Annotated in this window: 17 protein-coding genes and 1 pseudogene; 2 read left to right on the forward strand and 16 right to left on the reverse strand. The window is 67.8% G+C overall.

All coding sequences use genetic code 11. The features are described 5' to 3' along the window. Positions 1-45 precede the first annotated feature (45 nt). Entirely contained in the window at positions 46-792 is a 747-nt protein-coding gene (locus P7D22_RS12940; RefSeq protein ID WP_319934659.1) for a DUF72 domain-containing protein, read from the forward strand. A gap of 18 nt (positions 793-810) precedes the next feature. Here the strand turns inward: P7D22_RS12940 and P7D22_RS12945 are convergent, their stop codons facing one another. The 13 genes and pseudogenes from P7D22_RS12945 to P7D22_RS13005 form a co-directional block, all read right to left on the reverse strand. Further along, positions 811-2,493, reverse strand: coding sequence for a thiamine pyrophosphate-binding protein (locus tag P7D22_RS12945; protein WP_319934660.1), 1,683 nt, complete (start codon positions 2,491-2,493; stop codon positions 811-813). A 14-nt stretch (positions 2,494-2,507) separates the two neighbouring features. Continuing rightward, positions 2,508-2,822, reverse strand: coding sequence for an ArsR/SmtB family transcription factor (locus P7D22_RS12950; protein WP_319934661.1), 315 nt, complete (start codon positions 2,820-2,822; stop codon positions 2,508-2,510). Between the two features lie 62 nt (positions 2,823-2,884). Further along, positions 2,885-3,772 (reverse strand): ParB/RepB/Spo0J family partition protein, encoded by an 888-nt coding sequence (locus P7D22_RS12955; protein WP_319934662.1) that lies wholly within the window; start codon positions 3,770-3,772, stop codon positions 2,885-2,887. Between the two features lies 1 nt (position 3,773). Beyond that, positions 3,774-4,595: a ParA family protein gene (locus P7D22_RS12960; protein ID WP_319934663.1), complete on the reverse strand. Its 822-nt coding sequence runs from the start codon at positions 4,593-4,595 to the stop codon at positions 3,774-3,776. Continuing rightward, a complete protein-coding gene (rsmG, locus tag P7D22_RS12965) occupies positions 4,585-5,211 on the reverse strand; it encodes a 16S rRNA (guanine(527)-N(7))-methyltransferase RsmG (RefSeq protein ID WP_319934664.1) in 627 nt (208 codons plus the stop codon). Before rsmG ends, P7D22_RS12960 begins: the two co-directional genes overlap by 11 nt. A gap of 71 nt (positions 5,212-5,282) precedes the next feature. Further along, a complete protein-coding gene (mnmG, locus tag P7D22_RS12970) occupies positions 5,283-7,154 on the reverse strand; it encodes a tRNA uridine-5-carboxymethylaminomethyl(34) synthesis enzyme MnmG (protein WP_319934665.1) in 1,872 nt (623 codons plus the stop codon). Positions 7,155-7,295: 141 nt separating this feature from the next. Beyond that, positions 7,296-8,603, reverse strand: coding sequence for a tRNA uridine-5-carboxymethylaminomethyl(34) synthesis GTPase MnmE (gene mnmE / locus P7D22_RS12975; protein ID WP_319934666.1), 1,308 nt, complete (start codon positions 8,601-8,603; stop codon positions 7,296-7,298). Positions 8,604-8,720: 117 nt separating this feature from the next. Then, positions 8,721-9,989, reverse strand: a complete 1,269-nt coding sequence (gene rho / locus P7D22_RS12980) for a transcription termination factor Rho (protein WP_319934667.1) — start codon at positions 9,987-9,989, stop codon at positions 8,721-8,723. A 287-nt stretch (positions 9,990-10,276) separates the two neighbouring features. Then, on the reverse strand, positions 10,277-10,771 hold the full coding sequence (locus P7D22_RS12985; protein WP_319934668.1) for a hypothetical protein: 495 nt from the start codon (positions 10,769-10,771) through the stop codon (positions 10,277-10,279). A 570-nt stretch (positions 10,772-11,341) separates the two neighbouring features. After that, positions 11,342-11,551, reverse strand: a pseudogene (locus tag P7D22_RS23495) (DUF4167 domain-containing protein); the annotation flags it as partial. A gap of 396 nt (positions 11,552-11,947) precedes the next feature. Beyond that, on the reverse strand, positions 11,948-13,165 hold the full coding sequence (gene rlmN / locus P7D22_RS12995; protein WP_319934670.1) for a 23S rRNA (adenine(2503)-C(2))-methyltransferase RlmN: 1,218 nt from the start codon (positions 13,163-13,165) through the stop codon (positions 11,948-11,950). Then, positions 13,162-13,671: a peroxiredoxin gene (locus P7D22_RS13000; protein WP_319934671.1), complete on the reverse strand. Its 510-nt coding sequence runs from the start codon at positions 13,669-13,671 to the stop codon at positions 13,162-13,164. The genes rlmN and P7D22_RS13000 overlap by 4 nt, the downstream gene beginning before the upstream one ends. Before the next feature lie 64 nt (positions 13,672-13,735). Continuing rightward, positions 13,736-14,623 (reverse strand): protein-disulfide reductase DsbD domain-containing protein, encoded by an 888-nt coding sequence (locus P7D22_RS13005; RefSeq protein WP_319934672.1) that lies wholly within the window; start codon positions 14,621-14,623, stop codon positions 13,736-13,738. Between the two features lie 51 nt (positions 14,624-14,674). Between P7D22_RS13005 and P7D22_RS13010 the strand changes: the two genes are divergently transcribed. Next, positions 14,675-15,277, forward strand: coding sequence for a YqgE/AlgH family protein (locus P7D22_RS13010; RefSeq protein WP_319934673.1), 603 nt, complete (start codon positions 14,675-14,677; stop codon positions 15,275-15,277). Between the two features lie 18 nt (positions 15,278-15,295). Here P7D22_RS13010 and P7D22_RS13015 read toward each other — a convergent pair whose 3' ends face one another. From P7D22_RS13015 to P7D22_RS13025, 3 genes are all read right to left on the reverse strand, one after another. Then, on the reverse strand, positions 15,296-15,868 hold the full coding sequence (locus P7D22_RS13015) for a cob(I)yrinic acid a,c-diamide adenosyltransferase (RefSeq protein WP_319934674.1): 573 nt from the start codon (positions 15,866-15,868) through the stop codon (positions 15,296-15,298). 79 nt (positions 15,869-15,947) lie between these two features. Next, the gene (locus P7D22_RS13020) at positions 15,948-16,139 is read right to left on the reverse strand and encodes a twin transmembrane helix small protein (protein ID WP_319934675.1); all 192 of its coding nucleotides are present in this window, start codon (positions 16,137-16,139) and stop codon (positions 15,948-15,950) included. Positions 16,140-16,317: 178 nt separating this feature from the next. After that, the coding region (locus tag P7D22_RS13025; RefSeq protein WP_319934676.1) for a TIGR02302 family protein at positions 16,318-18,497 on the reverse strand (2,180 nt) is incomplete at its 5' end.

The following is an 18,497-nucleotide window of genomic DNA, read 5'->3' on the forward strand; positions in this document are numbered from 1 at the left end:
ATCCGGGTCGGGATCGGCGGCTGGACCTTCGCGCCCTGGCGCGGGGTGTTCTACCCGAAGGGCCTGACCCATGCGAAGGAGCTTGGCTTCGCCAGCCGGCAGTTAACGGCCATCGAGATCAACGGCACCTATTACGGCGCCCAGAAGCCCGAAAGCTTCGAGCGCTGGCGCGACGAAGCCCCGGATGGTTTCGTCTTCGCCGTGAAAGGCCCGCGCTTCACGACGAACCGGCGCGTGCTGGCGGAGGCCGGCGCCTCGATGGAGCGTTTCATCACCGGAGGCGTGACACGCCTCGGTGCCAAACTCGGTCCGATCAACTGGCAGTGCCTGCCGACCAAAACCTTCGACCCCGACGATTTCGCGGCCTTCCTGGCGCTGTTGCCGCAGTCTCACGACGGCGGCGTCACGCTGCGTCATGTCGTCGAAGTGCGCCACCCGAGCTTTCGGGTCCCGGCCTTTATCGACCTGCTACGACATTATGGGGTCGCCACAGCCCTGACCGACCACCCGGATTTCCCACAGATCCCGGATCTGACGGCGCCCTTCGCCTATGCGCGCCTGCAGAACACGACCCAGGATTGCGCGACCGGCTATCCGGTCGAGACGCTGGAGCGCTGGGCCACGCGCGCCGCAACCTATGCAGGGGGCAGCGTTCCCGAGGATTTCGAGCCTGTTTCGCCGAAACAGCCCCGCAAGGCGCCACATGACGTCTTCGTCTTTATGATTGCGGGCCATAAGCCGCACAATCCAGCGGCCGCCATGGCGATGCTGAACGCCTTGCCGGACCTCTGATGGCGCGAGCCTGGTCGATCAGGCCTGCCGCGCAGCCTCGCCGTCCTGCCGCACCTCCGACAAGGTGCGGCCCGGCGTCAGGGCTTCCGGATCGACCTCCATGTGGATGATGGCCGGTTGACCGGACGCGAGGCATCGCTCGAAGGCTCCGGCGAAATCGGCTGTCCGCGCCACCGTTTCGCCATGGCCGCCGAAGGCGCGCGCATAGGCGGCGAAATCCGGGTTGCGCAACGCGGTGCCTGAAACGCGGGCCGGGTAAGCGCGCTCCTGGTGCATGCGGATCGTGCCATACATGCCGTTGTCGACCACGATGAACACCACCGGCAGGCCGTATTGCACGGCTGTTGCGAATTCCTGCCCATTCATCAGGAAGCAGCCGTCGCCCGCGAAAGCCACCACGGTGCGGTCGGGAGCGAGGCGCTGCGCCCCGATGGCGGCCGGCACCCCATATCCCATCGAGCCGGAGGTCGGCGCCAATTGCCGGCGCGCGCCGGTGAACCGCATGAAGCGGCCGACCCAGATGGCGTAATTGCCGGCGCCGTTGGTCACCACGGCATCGTCGGGCAGGTGGTCTCGCAACCAGGCCAGCACGGCCGCCATGTCGACAGGACCCGGCGCCGGCCGGGGCGCGGCCTCGCTCCACCCCTGGTAGGCCGAGTGCGCCGCGGCAGTCGCCTCGGCCCAAGGCAACACCTGGGGTGGTTGCAGGCTCTCGAGGCTCGCCGCAAAGGCCGCAGGGCTCGCCAGGATGCCAAGCGTCGGATGGTACACGCGGCCGAGTTCGCCCGGATCGGGATGGATATGGACGATCGCCTGCGGCCCTGCCGGGATGCCCATCAGCGTATAGGCCTGCGACGGCACCTCGGCCATGCGGGCCCCCAACAGGATGACGAGGTCGGCCGCCTCGATCAACGCCTTCAGGGCGGGGTTCGGCCCGAGGCCGATCTCGCCTGCGGCGCCCGGATGGTCGGCATCGATCAGGTCGGCCCGGCGGAACGAGGTCGCGACCGGCAGGGCGAAGCGCTCAGCGAACCGCGCCACGCCGGCGCGCGCCTTGTCGGTCCAGCCTGTGCCGCCCAGGACCAGAACCGGCCGCTCGGCTTTCCAGAGCAGCTTCTGCAGCTCGGCCATCTGGGTCAGGCCCGGCCAAGTCGGCACCGGTTCAACGGTGGGTGCGTCCGCCACCGCGGCGGCCTCGGTCAGCATATCCTCCGGCAGGGCGATCACCACCGGACCGGGCCGACCCTGCAGCGCCACATGGAAGGCGCGCGACACGAGCTCCGGGATGCGGGCAGCCTCGTCGATCTCCACCACCCATTTCGCCATGGCACCGAACACGGCCGGATAGTCGAGCTCCTGGAAGGCCCCCCTGCCCCGCATCGACCGCTCGATCTGGCCGACGAACAGGATGAGCGGCACGGAATCGTGCTGGGCGACATGGATCGCATGGGCGGCGTTGGTGGCGCCCGGCCCGCGTGTCACCATGGCGATGCCGGGCCGGCCGCTCAGCCGTGCCACCGCATCGGCCATCATGGCGGCACCCGCCTCTTGCCGACAGACCGTCAGGGCGATGGTGGTATCGTGCAGGGCATCCAGCACCGCGAGATAGCTTTCGCCCGGCACGCAGAATACATGTTCGACCCCCTGCCGGATCAGTTGGGCGACCAGGATCTCTCCGCCGGTGCGGTGCTGGGTGGTCATGCTGGAACTCTCGTTCAGGATTTGTTGTCGGCCACCAGGGCCAGGAGGCCGGGAAAGCGCATGTCGAGATCGACGCGGCGCAGAGTGGCGGCGCGGCTGTTGCCGCGGTTCTCCTGACGGATCAGGCCCGCTTCCCGCAGCACGCGGAAATGATGGGTCAGCGACGCCTTGCTGACTGGCAGCGCGAAGGAGACGCAGGTGCGCTCATGACCGTGCGGACAATGGATGAGATCGTAGATCACCTTGCGCCGCAACGGGTCAGCGAGGGCCGACAAGATCGCGCCCAGATCCATCTCGTCGCGCTCGGGATGCCCTTCGGCGTCCGGCATGCGCCTTCGCACTCCACACTTATGGCGCCCCGGTGGCGCCAGCTCAGGCTAAGCCGCAGCCGTCAGGAGCGCAACTGGCGGCACAGCCCGTGCAGCTGCTCGAGCGTGTTGTAGCGGATGCGCAGTTCGCCGCCGCCGCCCCGGTGGTCGAGCGTCACCGCAAGGCCCAGCAGGGTGCTGAGCTCCTCGGCCACGGCCACAGCCTCGCCGCTGCGGCGCGCGGGCTTCGGCGGGATGACGTCTACCCCGTGCCCGGCCCGCTTCTCGGCCTGCCGCTGCGCAAGTTGCTCGACCTCACGCACGTTGAGGCCGCGCTGCACCACGCGGCGGGCGACCGCCTCAGGGTCGTCGAAGGCCAGCAGCGCCCGCGCATGGCCAGCCGTGATCTGCCCTGCCGAGACCATGCGGCTGACCGGCTCCGGCAGCTTGAGCAGTCGCACCGTATTGGCCACATGGCTGCGGCTCTTGCCGATGATGCGGGCGAGGTCGCTTTGCGAATAACCGAACTCGTGGCTCAGGCGCTCGTAGCCGCGCGCTTCCTCGATAGCGTTGAGGTCGGTGCGCTGCACGTTCTCGATGATGGCGAGCTCCAGCGCTTCGCCATCGCTGGCCGCCACCACGATTACCGGCACCTCATTGAGCCCGGCCAGCTGGGCGGCACGCCAGCGGCGCTCGCCTGCAATAATCTCGTAGCGGTCATGGGCGCCGGCCGAGGGACGCACAATGATGGGCTGCAGAATGCCTTTTTCGCGGATCGAGCCCGCGAGGTCGTCGAGTTCCGCCGCATCGAAGTCGTGACGCGGGTTGCGGGGGTTCGGTTCGAGTGCGCTGACGGGAAGCCGCGCGCGATCCCGTGTGTTTTCGACCAGGGCAGGCATCTGGGCCGAGGTGTCGGCCAGCAAGGCCGCGAGGCCACGCCCGAGGCGGGGTCGGGGAGCGTCTTCGGCCATCTCAGGCGGCCTGCAACTGACGTTCGCGCTGGATTACCTCCGAGGCGAGCTTCAGGTAGGCCTGACTGCCGGCGCATTTCAGGTCGTACAGCAGCACCGGCTTGCCATGCGACGGCGCTTCCGACACCCGCACGTTGCGCGGGATGACGGTGTCATACACCTTGTCGCCCATGAACTCGCGCACATCGGCTACCACCTGGGCTGCCAGATTGTTGCGGGGATCGAACATGGTGAGCAGGATGCCGTGGATCGACAGTGCCTGATTCAGGCTGCGGCGAACCTGCTCGACGGTCGCCAGCAACTGAGACAGCCCTTCCAGGGCAAAGAACTCGCATTGCAGAGGCACCACCACGCTGTCGGATGCCGCGAGAGCATTGACGGTAAGCAGGTTGAGCGACGGCGGGCAATCGACCAGCACATAGGTGAAGCCGGGGTTGGCCTCCCCCGGGGCGGGGTTGGCCAGGACCCGCAGCGCGTTGCGCAGCTTGAAGGTGCGATCCTTGTGGGAGGCGATCTCGAGATCGACGCCGAGCAGGTCCATGGTAGAGGGCGCCACATGCAGGTTCGGCACCGCGGTCGCGCGCGTCACGTCGGCCAGCCGCTCTTCGCCAATCAACACATGATAGGTCGAGCGGGTCCGGCTGCGACGGTCGATGCCGAGCCCCGTTGAGGCATTGCCCTGCGGATCGAGGTCGATCAGCAGAACCTTTTCGCCGATGGCGGCCAGCGCCGTACCGAGATTGATGGCCGTCGTGGTCTTGCCGACGCCGCCCTTCTGGTTGGCCAAGACCAGGACGCGTGGTCCTGTTCCTTCACCCAGCATGACCACTCCTTGCCTCGTTGACGACCGATGTTCCGACAGCCTTGATCCGCACGATGCGGGCCTCGGCCTGGGTCAAGCTCGGGAGCAGCTCGACCGCATAGGCGGGATCGTCTCGCACCGTAGCTGATTCGTGTTCGGCGTCGCCGCCTTTCAGGAACAAGCCGAGCGTCCCCGCTTCGATGAGTCTTTTGCCCCACAGCAGGAGTTGCGGCAGCGGCGCCAGGGCACGGGCGGTCAACACCTCGATATTGTCGAGCTCGGGGATGACATCTTCGATGCGCCGGGCATGCACCGTCACCGGGGCTCCGGTTTCGCGTGCCACCTCACGCAGGAAGGCGGCCTTGCGGTTATTGGCTTCGATCAGATGGACATGGGCGTTGGGCCGCTCCCGCAACGCGATGCCGATTACCAGACCGGGGAACCCGGCCCCGGAGCCGATGTCGGCCCACCGGCATGCGGCGCCACCAAGACCCACCAGCTGAAACGAATCCGCCACATGCCGGGTCCAGACTTCCGGCAGGGTCGCGGCCCCGACAAGGTTCTTCACGCCCTGCCAACGCTGCAGCAGCTCGACATAGACATCGAAACGAGCAGCCGTTTCACGTGAAACGTCCATCAGCTGCAAGCCGTGGTCACGATTGGTCTGCGCATCATTCTGGCCCGACTTCGATCTTTGCGCCGGCCGCATCAGGCGGCTGCCTGGGTGGATCGGTCCGACCGGCCGGCGTGGGCCAACAGCACCGTCAGCGCGGCAGGCGTCATGCCTTCCAGCCTTTGCGCCTGTCCTAACGTCATCGGTCTCGCGGCGGACAGCTTGTCGGACAATTCGCGCGACAGACCAGGGATGACGGCATAATCGAGACCAGCTGGCAGAGGGCAGTCGAGCTCGCGCTCGGTGCGGGCGATGTCGGCATCCTGCCGGTCGAGATAGACCGCGTAACAGGCGTCGGCCTCGACTTGCGGACGGACGGCGGCCGGCACCTGTCGCACCTCAGGCCATAAGGACTCGAGCATCTCCCATTCGACGGACGGGTAGGACAGGAGGCCGAAGGCCGAACGGCGCAAGCCGTCCTGGCTCACTGCCATGCCGTGCCGTGCCGCCTCGTTGGGCGTTGCGGTCAGCCGGTGCATCAGGGCGCGGGCAGCATCCAGGGCAGCGAGCTTGGCACCGAACCGCCCTGCCCGGGCCGACCCGACGCAGCCGAGGTCGAGTCCAAGCGGGGTCAAACGCTGGTCGGCATTGTCGGCCCGCAGGGTCAACCGGAACTCGGCCCGCGAGGTGAACATGCGGTAGGGCTCGGTGACGCCCCGCGTGACGAGATCGTCGATCATCACACCGAGGTAAGAATTGGCGCGGCTGAAGACGATCGGCTCGCCGCCCCCGCAGGCCCGGGCGGCGTTGAGGCCCGCCACCAGCCCCTGCCCGGCCGCTTCCTCGTAGCCCGTCGTGCCATTGATCTGGCCGGCGAGGTAAAGCCCGGGGATCCGCTTCGTCTCGAGCGTTGGAAGCAGCTCGCGCGGGTCGACGAAGTCATATTCGATCGCGTAACCGGGCTGCAGCACCGCGACCCGCTCGAGGCCCGGGATGGTAGCCAGGAAGGCCTGTTGCACATCGACCGGCAGCGAGGTCGAGATGCCGTTCGGATAATAGGTGGGATCGTCGAGCCCCTCGGGCTCCAGAAAGATCTGGTGGCTGTCCCGATCGGCGAAGCGCACCACCTTGTCCTCGACTGAAGGGCAATAACGTGGTCCTCGCCCCTGGATGGCGCCCGAGAACAACGGCGCCCGATGCATGTTGGCCCGGATCACCGCATGGGTGGCGGCGGTGGTGCGGGTGATGTGGCAGTCGACCTGCGGGTTCGGCAGCTGCGTGGTCAGGCTGGAGAACGGCTCCGGGTCGTCGTCGCCCGGCTGACGGTCGAGGCCGGAAAAATCGATCGTGCGGCCATCGAGCCGGGGCGGGGTGCCGGTCTTCAGGCGTCCCAGGGCGAAGCCGCAGCGATCGAGCGTGGCCGACAAACCTAAAGCCGGGGCCTCTCCGATGCGACCGGCCTGGATCTGCGTCTCGCCCATATGGACCAGGCCGCGCAGGAACGTGCCGGTCGTCAGGATGGCGGCACCGCAGGGCAGGGTGCGGCCGTCCGACAGGATCACGCCGGCGACGCGACCGTCGATAATCTCCAGATCGTGCGCCTCGCCTTCGAGGATCGTCAGATGGGCAGTCTCGGCCAATTCGCGCTGCATGGCGGCCCGGTAGAGCGCCCGGTCGGCCTGGGCGCGCGGTCCGCGCACCGCCGGTCCCTTGCGCCGATTGAGAACGCGGAATTGGATACCGCCCGCGTCAGCCACCCGGCCCATGATGCCGTCGAGCGCATCGATCTCCCGGACCAGGTGGCCCTTGCCGAGGCCGCCGATCGCCGGGTTGCAGGACATGACGCCGATCGTCGCGACCTTGTGGGTCAGCAGCAGTGTCTCGGCGCCCATACGGGCCGAAGCCGCCGCCGCCTCGCAGCCGGCGTGGCCGCCGCCGATGACGATGATGTCATACCGGAGTGTCATGGATCGAGGTCCGGGCAGGGGTCAGGCCAGGCCCTTCGGCCGGCAATGGGATGAGGTTCTATGGCAAGGCCCGGGGCTTGGCCAGCATCTCCCCTGTCGCGCCGCGTTCGGTCGCGCGGGTTTCACGTGAAACGGGAGCGGCTATTTGCCGATGCAGAACCGCGAAAAGATGCTGCCGAGCACGTCTTCGACATCGATGCGACCGACGAGGCTGAGAAGGGCTGCTGCGGCCGAGCGCAGGTCTTCCGCCATCAGTTCGGCTTCGTCCTGCCGTAGGGCAGCGTCGAGCAGCGCTGCGGCGCGGGTCAAGGCGGCCCGATGGCGGGCGCGTCCGACAAGCGCCGTCTCGCCGCCGACCAGCCGTGCGGCCACGAGCGTCTGCAGGTGTGCGATCAGCGCCGGCAAGCCCTCGCCGGTACGCGCCGCGATCGTCAGGGCATAGCCGTCCGCGGGGGTAGCGACCGTGTCGCCCTTGGTGCCGACCGCAACCGCCGCGGCATAGATGTCCTGTTCGGGCAGGATCGGTGGGGTTGTGGCATCCTGCAGCCACAACACGAGGTCGGCCGCCTCGGCTCTGGCCCTTGCGCGCGCGATGCCGGCCTGTTCCAGCGGATCGTCGGAGGGGCGCAGGCCGGCCGTATCGACCAGCACCACCGCGTAGCCACCGAGGTCGAGCGCCACTTCGATCGGGTCACGCGTGGTGCCCGGGATGGCCGACACGAGCGCCACGTCGCGTCGCGCCAGAGCATTCAGCAGGGTCGACTTGCCGGCGTTGGGCGGACCGGTCAAAGCCACCACGAAACCGTCGCGCACCTGCTCGGCCGCAGGGGGGCGGTCGCGTTCGGCCGCGATTCGGGCCGCCACCGCGAGCGTGGCGGCGCGGGCCTGCGACAGGGCATCAGCCGCCACATCGCCCTCGTCGGCGAAGTCGATGGCCGATTCCGCCAAGGCCTGGGCAGTCAGCAGGGCGTCGCGCAGGTCCGCCACCCAGAGGCCAAGGGCGCCATCCATCTGGTGCAGGGCCTGCCGGCGTTGGGCCGCCGTCTGGGCGTCGATCAGGTCGGCCAAACCTTCGACTTCGGCCAGATCGAGCCGGCCTTCGGCAAAAGCGCGCCTGGTGAACTCGCCGGGTTCCGCCAAGCGGCAGCCGTGAAGGCGGCCCAGCGCATCGAGCACAGACGCTACGACGGCGCGGCCGCCATGCAACTGCAGCTCTGCCGCATCCTCGCCGGTGAAGGAGCGGGGCCCCGGAAACCACAGCGCGAGGCCGCGATCGAGCAGTTCACCCGAGTGCGGGTCACGAAGTGCCACGAGGCTGGCGTGGCGGGGCGGGGGGCAACGCCCGATCAGGCGTTCGAGCGCCATGCGGCTGGCCGGACCGGACAAGCGGAGCACCGCCACGGCGGCGCGGCCCGGACCGGACGCAAGGGCGAAGATCGTGTCCCGCATGGATCATTCCGTGCTGAAGGCGCCCTGCCCGGTGCCGGCGCGCGGGGTCCGTGAAACGAGAACGGCCGGAGCGCTTGGCTCCGGCCGTGAAGGAGAGGCGCTACTCGAAGCGTGCGCTCAGGTGTTCATCGAGTCGAAGAAGGCCGTGTTGCCCTTCGGGGTTTCCCGCAGCTTGCCGAGCAGGAACTCGACGGCATCGACGGTGCCCATCGGGTTGAGGATGCGGCGCAGCACATACATCTTCTTGAGGATCTCGGGTGCCACAAGCAGCTCCTCCTTGCGGGTGCCGGAGCGGGTGATGTCGAGCGCCGGATAGATGCGCTTGTCCGCCACCTTGCGGTCGAGGATAATTTCCGAGTTGCCGGTGCCCTTGAACTCTTCGAAGATCACCTCGTCCATGCGAGACCCGGTGTCGATCAGCGCGGTAGCGATGATGGTCAGCGAGCCGCCTTCCTCGATGTTGCGGGCGGCGCCGAAGAAGCGCTTCGGGCGCTGCAACGCATTGGCGTCGACACCGCCGGTCAGCACCTTGCCGGAGGACGGCACCGTGGTGTTGTAGGCGCGGCCGAGCCGGGTAATGGAATCGAGCAGGATCACCACGTCACGGCCATGCTCGACGAGGCGCTTGGCCTTCTCGATCACCATCTCGGCCACCTGGACGTGGCGTGTCGCCGGCTCATCGAAGGTGGACGACACCACCTCGCCCTTGACGGAGCGCTGCATGTCGGTGACCTCTTCGGGCCGCTCGTCGATCAGCAGAACGATCAGATAGCAGTCCGGGTGGTTGGCCGTAACCGACTGGGCGATGTTCTGCAGCAGCACGGTCTTGCCGGTGCGCGGCGGCGCCACGATGAGGGCGCGCTGCCCCATGCCGATCGGCGACACGACGTCGATGACTCGGGAGGAGAAATCCTTGCGGGTCGGATCTTCGATCTCGAGTTTCAGGCGGCGGTTCGGGTAGAGCGGCGTCAGGTTGTCGAAGTGCACCTTGTGCCGGATTTTTTCCGGATCGTCGAAATTGATGCTGTTGACCTTCAGCAGCGCGAAATACCGCTCGCCGTCCTTGGGGCCGCGGATCAAGCCTTCGACCGTGTCACCGGTGCGCAAGCCGAAGCGGCGGATCTGCGACGGCGACACGTAGATGTCGTCCGGTCCTGCCAGATAATTGGCGTCGGGCGAGCGCAGATAGCCGAACCCATCCTGCAGCACCTCGACGACGCCTTCGCCGATGATCTCGATCTCGCGGCTCGCCAGCTGCTTGAGGATGGCGAACATCAGCTCCTGCTTGCGCATGATGGAGGCGTTCTCGACCTCGTGGGTTTCGGCGAAGACCTGCAGTTCGGTCGGCGACTTTTCCTTGAGGTCCTTGAGCTTGATTTCCCGCATGGGGGTTCGTCCTCGGTGCGTCGACGCGCTGAATCGTAGGGAGGGAGAAGGGCCTGGAACAATGCCGGTTCGTGGCGAACCGGCCCAAGGCCATGAAGGAGGGAGTTTTCGCCTAGACGATCCGCAAGCCGCAATCAAGCGGCATCGCCTTCGACGTGGTCGAAAAACGACCCTCAGGATTGCGCCTGGAGAGCCATTTCACGAAGCGTCGGGATGATTGCACCTCATAGGGAGAACAAGCGTCACGGCGCGACCTAGGGGCAGGGCGCCCCCAGGCCTCAAAAACACTATTCGGAGACAGGCGTCTCACCGCCAGCCAGAGCGGCGGCGGCTGCGGCATCCGCCTCGATCATGGCACGGGTCCGACGCCGACGACGCGGACGCACCGTAAAGGCTTCGCCCTCGGCAGCTTCGCCGACCGCATCGGCTGCAACCGACTCGGCCGCAACTGGATCGGAGACAGCAGCCGGCGGCTCTGCGGCGGCGACAGGCTGAATTGCGGGCGCTTCGACCAAGTCGGGCGTCGGCGTCACGGGCCGCACCGGGGCGGTGATGAAGGCCGGCAGTTCGGCCGCGACATCAGAGGCGGGGGCGCTCGGCGCCATGTCGGGCTGATCGCCACCGGAAGCGACGCTTGCCTCCGACCGAGGCTCCCGAGCGCCGTTCTGGTCGCGGTCGCCGCGGTAGTCCTGACCGTCACGCGGGTAGCGCGGACCACGGGCCTGTCGGTCGTTGCGGAAATTGCGTTCACCAGTCTGGCGTTCGCCGTTGCTGCGATCCACGAAGGGCCGGGCGTCGCGATCCTGACGCGGCTCTCGATCCTGGCGCTGATCGCGTTGCTGTTCACCGTCCTGACGGAACGTCCGCTCGGCACGGGGTTCGCGATCCTGCCGCTGGTCGCGGTCCTGACGTGGCTCACGATCCTGACGCTGATCGCGATCCTGCCGGGGTTCGCGGTCCTGCCGCTGGTCGCGGTCTTGCCGCGGTTCGCGGTCTTGCCGCTGATCGTTGCGTTCGGCTCGATAGCCGTTATCGCCGCCTCCCTGACGGTCCTGGCGCTCGGACGCATTGTTCTGGCGTTCGCCGTTGAAACCGCCCCGCTCAGGGTAGGGCTGGGGGCCGGTGCCGCCGCCCTGCGGTTGCGTCTGGGCGGGCGCCGCTTGAACCGGCTGGGGAAACCGCTCGCCCGGCAGGGCAAAGCGATCGGGCATCACGAGGTCGTCGTCATCGCCCTCGTCGGCATCCAGTTCACCGGGCTGGCGCTGGTAGCCGGTTTGGGCCTGTTGCTGGGCCTGCTGGGCGGTCGCGATGATGCGGAAATAATGCTCGGCGTGCTGCAGGTAGCTTTCGGCGGCAACGGGATCGCCGGACGTCTGGGCGTCACGGGCGAGCTGCAGATATTTTTCACCGATGTGCTGGGCGGTGCCTCGGACTTTGACGTCGGGACCATTCGACTCGTAGGACCGCGTCAGCGGGTTGGGGCCTCGGCGTTGTCCACCGTTGTTGCTGTTGTTATTGTTGTTATTCCGGCCCCGCATACGCTTGTTCTGGCCCGGTCTCATCGAGTGCCCTTGAAACACATTCGAACTCACATCTTGAGAAATAACCCGAGGTGCTGCGTTCTTCTCAAGTGAACAAGCAACCAAAGGTCCATGCGCTATCCGCGATCAGCGTGCCATCTGCTTCCGCGCCAGATCCAAGCGAATGTCGTTTCCTCGGGAGCTGCGACTGCGGCTCGAAACCGAGAACCTGTGTTTTAAGCTGAGACGTACAAGCGAGAGAAACGGGATCCTCGAAGGATCACCAAGCCGACACCGGCACCAAAGCCAATCCATCAGGCAGACAATATCGAGCTGCTCTGGATTTCGGCCATTACGCTAGCAGGGGCCACGCTGGTGTCAAGAGGGTGTGTTCAAATCCTAGCGTCAGGCCGAAAGGAACGAACACACCCAGAATCGTCACAAGGACTGCGGAACGTCGTCGTCCTGCTCGAGCATCAACCGCGCCCGCGCCCGCAGCTTTTCCGTCTCGCTCTTCAGCTGGCCGCACGCCGCCAGGATGTCACGACCGCGCGGCGTCCGCACCGGGCTGGCATAACCGGCGTTGAACACCACCTCCGAGAAGCGCTCGATCACCGGCCAGTCGGAGCATTCGTAGCGCGTGCCCGGCCAGGGATTGAAGGGGATCAGGTTGATCTTGGCCGGGATGCCCTTCAACAGCCGCACCAGCGCCTTGGCCTCCGCGACCGAATCGTTGATCCCCTTCAGCATGACGTATTCGAAGGTGATGCGGCGTGCATTGGAGGCGCCCGGATAGGTCCGGCAGGCCTGCAGCAGCGTTTCGATCGGGTATTTGCGGTTCAACGGCACCAGCTCGTTGCGCAAGGCGTCGTTGGTGGCGTGCAGCGAAATGGCCAGCATGGAGCCGGCCGCTGTACCCAGCGGACCGATCTCCGGCACCACGCCCGAGGTCGACACCGTGACCCGCCGACGCGACAACGACAGTCCTTCCCCGTCGGACATCACCCCGATGGCGTCCGTGACGTTGCCGAAATTATAAAGTGGCTCGCCCATCCCCATGAAGACGATATTCGACACGGCTCGGCTGCCTTCGCCCGGCACCAGGCCGCCGTCGTTCGGCGGCGCCAGCCCCGGGAAGTCGCCCAAGCGATCGCGGGCCACAATCAGCTGCGTCACGATTTCGGCGGTCGTCAGATTGCGGACGAGCTTCTGCGTGCCGGTGTGGCAGAACGTGCAGGTCAGGGTGCAGCCCACCTGGCTGGACACGCATAACGTGCCACGGTCGCTTTCCGGGATGTAGACGCATTCCACCTCGGCGCCGCGATCGTGCGGCCCGGTCGGGGCCATGCGGATCAGCCATTTGCGGGTGCCGTCCTTCGACACCTGTTCGGTGACGATCTCGGGCCGGTCGAGAGTGTAGTGCTCGGCCAACAAGGTCCTCAGGCCCTTGGCGACATTCAACATGCCGTCGAAGTCGCGCAACCCGTGATGGTAGATCCATTGCCAAAGCTGCGCCGCCCGCATGCGGATCTCGCGATCCGGCACCGCGATGGCGCGCAACGCCTCGGCCAGCTCAGCCCGTGTGAGGCCGGCGAGCGAGCGCTTTGTTGGAGTCTGGACGCCGGAGATGGCCAGGGGTGTATCGACGAGTGTCATGCTGTAGCCCCACCGGCGTCGCCCAGGGCGGCCAGCATGGCTTCGGCGCCCGATGACGCCACCACACCCCGGACCTCCTCGACGGCCAAATGCGCCACGATGCCGTCGCGCACCACCATCGCATAGCGTTGGGAGCGGATGCCCATGCCGCGCTCGGTGGCGTCGACCGACAATCCGATCGCGCTCGCGAAATCGGCATTGCCGTCCGCCAGGAACAGCAGGCGATCACCGGCGCCAGTGTCTTTTGCCCACGCGGCCATTACGAAGGGATCGTTGGTGCTGGTCACCGCGATCGCATCGACGTTCCTTGCCAGGATCGCGTCGGCATGTTCGAGGTAGCCGGGCAGGTGGTTGCGATGGCAGGTGGGCGTGAAGGCGCCCGGCACCGCGAACAACACCACGGTGCGGCCTTGGAAAACCTCGGCCGTGGTCCGGGGCTCGACGCCGTCGGGCGTCGAAACGCGGAACACCACCTGGGGCAAGGGTTGCCCGACCGCGATTGTCATCCTGGTCTCCTTGGAGGCACGCGAAAGCTCGTAAAGCCGTCCGGCCGTTCCGCATTCCCGCCTTTTACGGCTTGGGAGGCGGCGCGTCGAGCGTCACCCCCACCTCGATGGCGCCGTCCCCGCCCACCAAGGTCAAGCGCAGCGGCAACGGCGCCGGATCGGCCGGCGCGCCACTCACTACGACCCGATAGGTGAGGCTGCCATCGCTCGACCACAAGCCCTCGCCGGCCTTGACGAACCACGGATCCGGCGCCTCGGCAAAAAGCATCGGCACATCGGAACTGGTCGACCGCACATGCACGGTCACCGGGGCGCCATCGGCCTTGCCCTGCACGGCCGTCACAACCAGCGAGCCAGGATCGCCAACACCCATCCGGTGCGGCACCCGCGCATAAGCGTCCCGCACGATGCCGGCTTCGGGCGCCGTGCCGTCGTGGTCGAGCGTCACGCTCATGGCGGCGTGGGCCGGTAGGCACAGCCGTTCGCAGATGCCGAAATCGAAGCCGAGCTTCAGGCCGACCGGCTTGTCGGCGGCAGCCGGCGTAACCAGCACCGGGAACACGACCTCGTCCTTGTAGCCGATGGCCTCGATACCCCCCTCCGAATAGCGGTCCGGCGCCGGAAACATCAGGGCGGCGGACTTCAGATCGGTCGAGCCCGCCGTGACGAGGCTCGGCGGCAGCCCTGCCTCACCGGGCGAGCGCCAATAGGTGAGATAGCCCGGATCGAGCTGCACCTGGAGGCCCGCCAGACGCCCAGTGCCGCCACCCGGGACAGGGCCCGCATCGATCAACCGCACCCGGGCATGATCCAGCACCGACCAGTCCGAGGCGTTCGGGCCGGTTTCGGCATGGGCCACGGCGGCAGCGCCGATGCTCGCCACCACGCCGAACCCCAGCGCCAGCCATCGCGGTCCGCAGCCGTGACGCGATCGGGATCTCGGTTCGGCCATGTCGCTCAACTCGTTCCTTGCCATGCCGCGAGGGAGGGACATAATCGGCTCATGCCCAAGATACGCGACTCGTCGCCGCGCGACGGTTTCCTCAACGGCCAGATGATTGTCGCCATGCCGGGGATGACGGATGAGCGGTTCAGCCGCTCCGTGATCTACCTGTGCGCCCATTCGCAGGACGGGGCGATGGGCATCGTCATCAACCATCCGGCCCGAAAAGTCACCTTTTCCGAGATCCTGGTACAACTCGACGTGCTCGGCGGCCCCTTGGTGGCGGGCGGGTCGGTGGACGATGTGCCGGTGGTGCGGGGCGGGCCCGTCGAAGCGGGCCGTGGGTTCGTGCTGCATACGGCCGATTACTTCGTCGACAATTCCACCCTGCCGATCGACTACGATGTGTCGCTCACGGCGACGCTCGACGTCCTGCGAGCCATCGCGCAGGGGCATGGGCCCCGCAAGGCGGTGCTGGCGCTCGGCTATGCGGGGTGGTCGCCCGGCCAGCTCGAGGCCGAGATCCAGGACAATGGCTGGCTCCATTGCCCGGCCGACGCCTCGTTGCTGTTCGATCCCGCGCTCGACGCCAAATACGGGTTGGCGCTGCGCCGGATCGGCATCGACCCGGTGATGTTGTCCGGCCAGGCGGGGCACGCCTGAGCCGGACGCCGGCTCAGGCTAACGGTTGCGGCCCGGCACCCAGAGGATGTCGGTTTCGCCCTTGTCGTTGACCCAGCGCGAAGCGACGAACAGGAAATCCGACAGACGGTTGGTGTAGCGCAGGGCCGGCTCGCCGACGGCGTCTCCCCCGTGGCGCAGCGCCACGATCAGACGCTCGGCGCGCCGGCAGACCGTGCGGCCGATGTGCAATGCCGCGGCGGCCGGCGTGCCACCCGGCAGCACAAAGGAGCGCAGCGGCGACAGATCGGCATTCAGCTCGTCGATCTCCCGTTCCAGCCGGTCCACCTGAGCCTGGGTGACGCGCAGAACCTCGCCTTCATCGGCGGCCGGAGGGCGGGCCAGGTCGGCGCCGAGGTCGAACAGATCGTTCTGGATGCGGGCCAGCATGGCATCGACCCGCGGCGCCGTCTCGTCGAGACCCAGCCGGGCCAACCCGATCGCAGCATTGGTTTCGTCGATGGTACCGTAAGCCTCGACCCGCGCATCCGCCTTGCTGCGCCGTTCGCCGCTGGCGAGCGCCGTCGAGCCATCGTCGCCCGTGCGGGTGTAGATGCGGTTGAGAACGACCATCGCGGCTCCGGACCAATGACAGCGGCCTGGGACGGGACGTCCGGCCGGCAGGGTTGGCCCTGATCTAACACCCTTCGGGCTAGTGTCGGAAATACAGAACCGCCATCATCACCAGGATGGCCAGGAACTGCAGGCCGACGCGCAGTCGCATCAACCGCTGCGACAGGTTGGTGGCGCCCCCGCGCATCATGTTGACGAGGCCGGCCAGCAGCACGAGCAACACAAGGCCGAGCGCCACCCCGGTGGCCCAGTTTCCAGCGGCATAGGACATGGACGGGCCTCCCGGCAGGGTGCGGCGGGTGCCCGGCAGCCCCGCTTCTCGGTGCGCGGCGTGACGCCCGCTTGCGGCCGAGCCTAAAGGCTGTCGCCGCGAAGGCAAATGCCCTTCGGCCCATAGGCTGCCGTCCGCGACGCTTGGACCGCTTCGGTCGAGCGCCTACGGGCAGCGTTCAATACCGTTTCAGCAACCGTTCCAGATAATCCTGCTCGTCCGGCGCCCGGGTGGGGTCGCCAAGCCGCCGCCGCAACTCCTCCATCACCTGGGCGGCCCGGGCCGCGAGGCCCCCGCTGACGTCGAGCTGGTTGCCTTGCGCGCTGCCGCGTCCCTGGCGGGGCCGGCCGAGCGGATCGACATCCTCGCCCTGGTCGGGAGGGCTGTCGCCCTCACCCGGCGCCTGGGCCTGCCCGGGCTGACCGCCACCACCCTGCGCCATCTGCTGGCCAAGCCCCTTCATGCCGCGTTGCAAGCCTTCGAGCGCCCGCCCCTGGGCTCCGACGGCATCGTTGACGCCATTCTGGCCCTGGCCGAGGGCACCTTCGGCCTGCTTCATGGCGCCTTCCGCGTCGGCCAGCCCCTGCTCGCCTTTCATGCCGAGGTCGCGCATGCGCTTCTGCAAGGCCTGCAATTGTTGCGACAGCATGCCCTGGCGGCGCTGCAGGTCACCAAGGCCGGCGGATGGCTGCCCCCCCTGGCCGCCCGGCTGCCCATTCGCCCCTTTGCCCGGCTGGGAGCCGTCGCCCGTCGGCTCGCCAGGGCCGGGGGTCTCATCGGAATCCTGCTCCGGGTCCTGTTCGAGGTCTTGCCCAGGATCCTGGCCACCGCCCTGCTTGAAGGTCTTGTCGCGCACGTCGCCCTGGTCGCGCATCAGCCGATCGAGGTCGCCCATCGAGCGGTTCATCTCGCGGGTCGCCTGACTCTGGGCAGCACCACGACTGGCGCTCTTCAGGTTGTTCATGATGCCGTTCAACTGGTCGAGAAGCCGCTGGGCCTCGGCCATATCGCCGTCGCGGGCCGCCTTCTCCATGCGGTCGAGCATGGATTGCAGGTCCTTCTGGGTCACCGACCGGCTGGCCTGGGCCTGCGCGTCCTGGGGCTGGCCGGGCTGGCTGGTCTTGCGGGCCATCTCGGTCAGCAGCTTGTCCATCTGCTTGCGCAAGGCCTCGGTGAGCCGCTTGACTTCGTCCGGCGGGGCGCCGCGCGCCAAGGCCTCGCTGAGGTCCTTTTGGGCGGCCCGCAGGTCCTGCTCGGCCTGGCTCAGGTCGCCATCCTCGAGGCGCACCGCCATGGCCCATAGCAGATCCGCCACGGCAACAAGCTCCGGGTCGCCCGTCGCGGCCTTCAGGCGCAGATCGGCGGCCCGCAGCCCGAGATGCACCGCGGGCGCCACGTCGAACACCTCCGGCGCGAAGTCGAGCGCCTCGAGCGACAGCGCGACCCGCTCGCGATGATCGGGGTCGAGCACCAGATTGCGCCGCTGCTCCACCAGGGCGCGGGCAAGCGGGTTGGTGAACGGCCGCGACGGCAGCACGAGGTCGACCGGCTTGCTTTCGCCGGTGTTGCCGGCCTCGTCGCGAGCCTGCAGGGTGAGCGTCACATGGGCACCGGCCCACGGATGGTCCGACAAATCCAGCGTGGTCTTGGCTTCGCCACGCCCGCCCGGGGTGGCCGGCAGCACCAACATGCCCTTTGGCGGCTCGACCAAGCCGCGGCCCGTCACCGGACGGCCATCGATCACCGGCTGGGTGAAGTGCGCTTCGGCACCGACGACGCCGTAATCGTCTTCGAGCCCATAGCCCAGCGTCAGCGAGCCGCGTCCCGTGGATTTCGGCGTGCCGACCAAGGCCACGCGGGGCGGCAGGTCCGGGATGGCTTTCAGGGCGAGACGGCGCCAGGAGGCCCCGTCCTGCGCGATCGCCACCGTGCCATCGCCGCCGAGCAGCAGTCGCGTGTCGCCGTCGTGGCCCGGCACGGCGCCGGCCTTGGCGGGCACCGGCTTCAGGCCGCCTTCACCCGTGACTGTGACGCGCCGCGCCCCGGCGGAGCGCACCACGACCGTCGACCCGACCGGGGCGCTGACCGGTTCGGACGCGTCATTGGCGACGGCATTGGGACCGAGCAGCACCAGCGGCGGCTTGCCGGTATAGGGCGGCGGATCGATCCAGGCATCGATGCGGGTGGCCGGGGCATCGACCCCACCAGGGCGCCAGTCGAAGGCGGCTGCGAGCCGGCCTTCCTTGTCGGGGCCCGCCACGAAACCGGCCGCGACGAGCAGCAGCAGCACGCCGGCCCGCAGCGCATAGCGGTCCCGCTCGACGAGGCGCGGCGAGGGCGCCCGGACGCGGGTCCGGG

It is taken from the genome of Lichenihabitans sp. Uapishka_5 (genome assembly GCF_033947565.1).
GTDB lineage: Bacteria > Pseudomonadota > Alphaproteobacteria > Rhizobiales > Beijerinckiaceae > Lichenihabitans.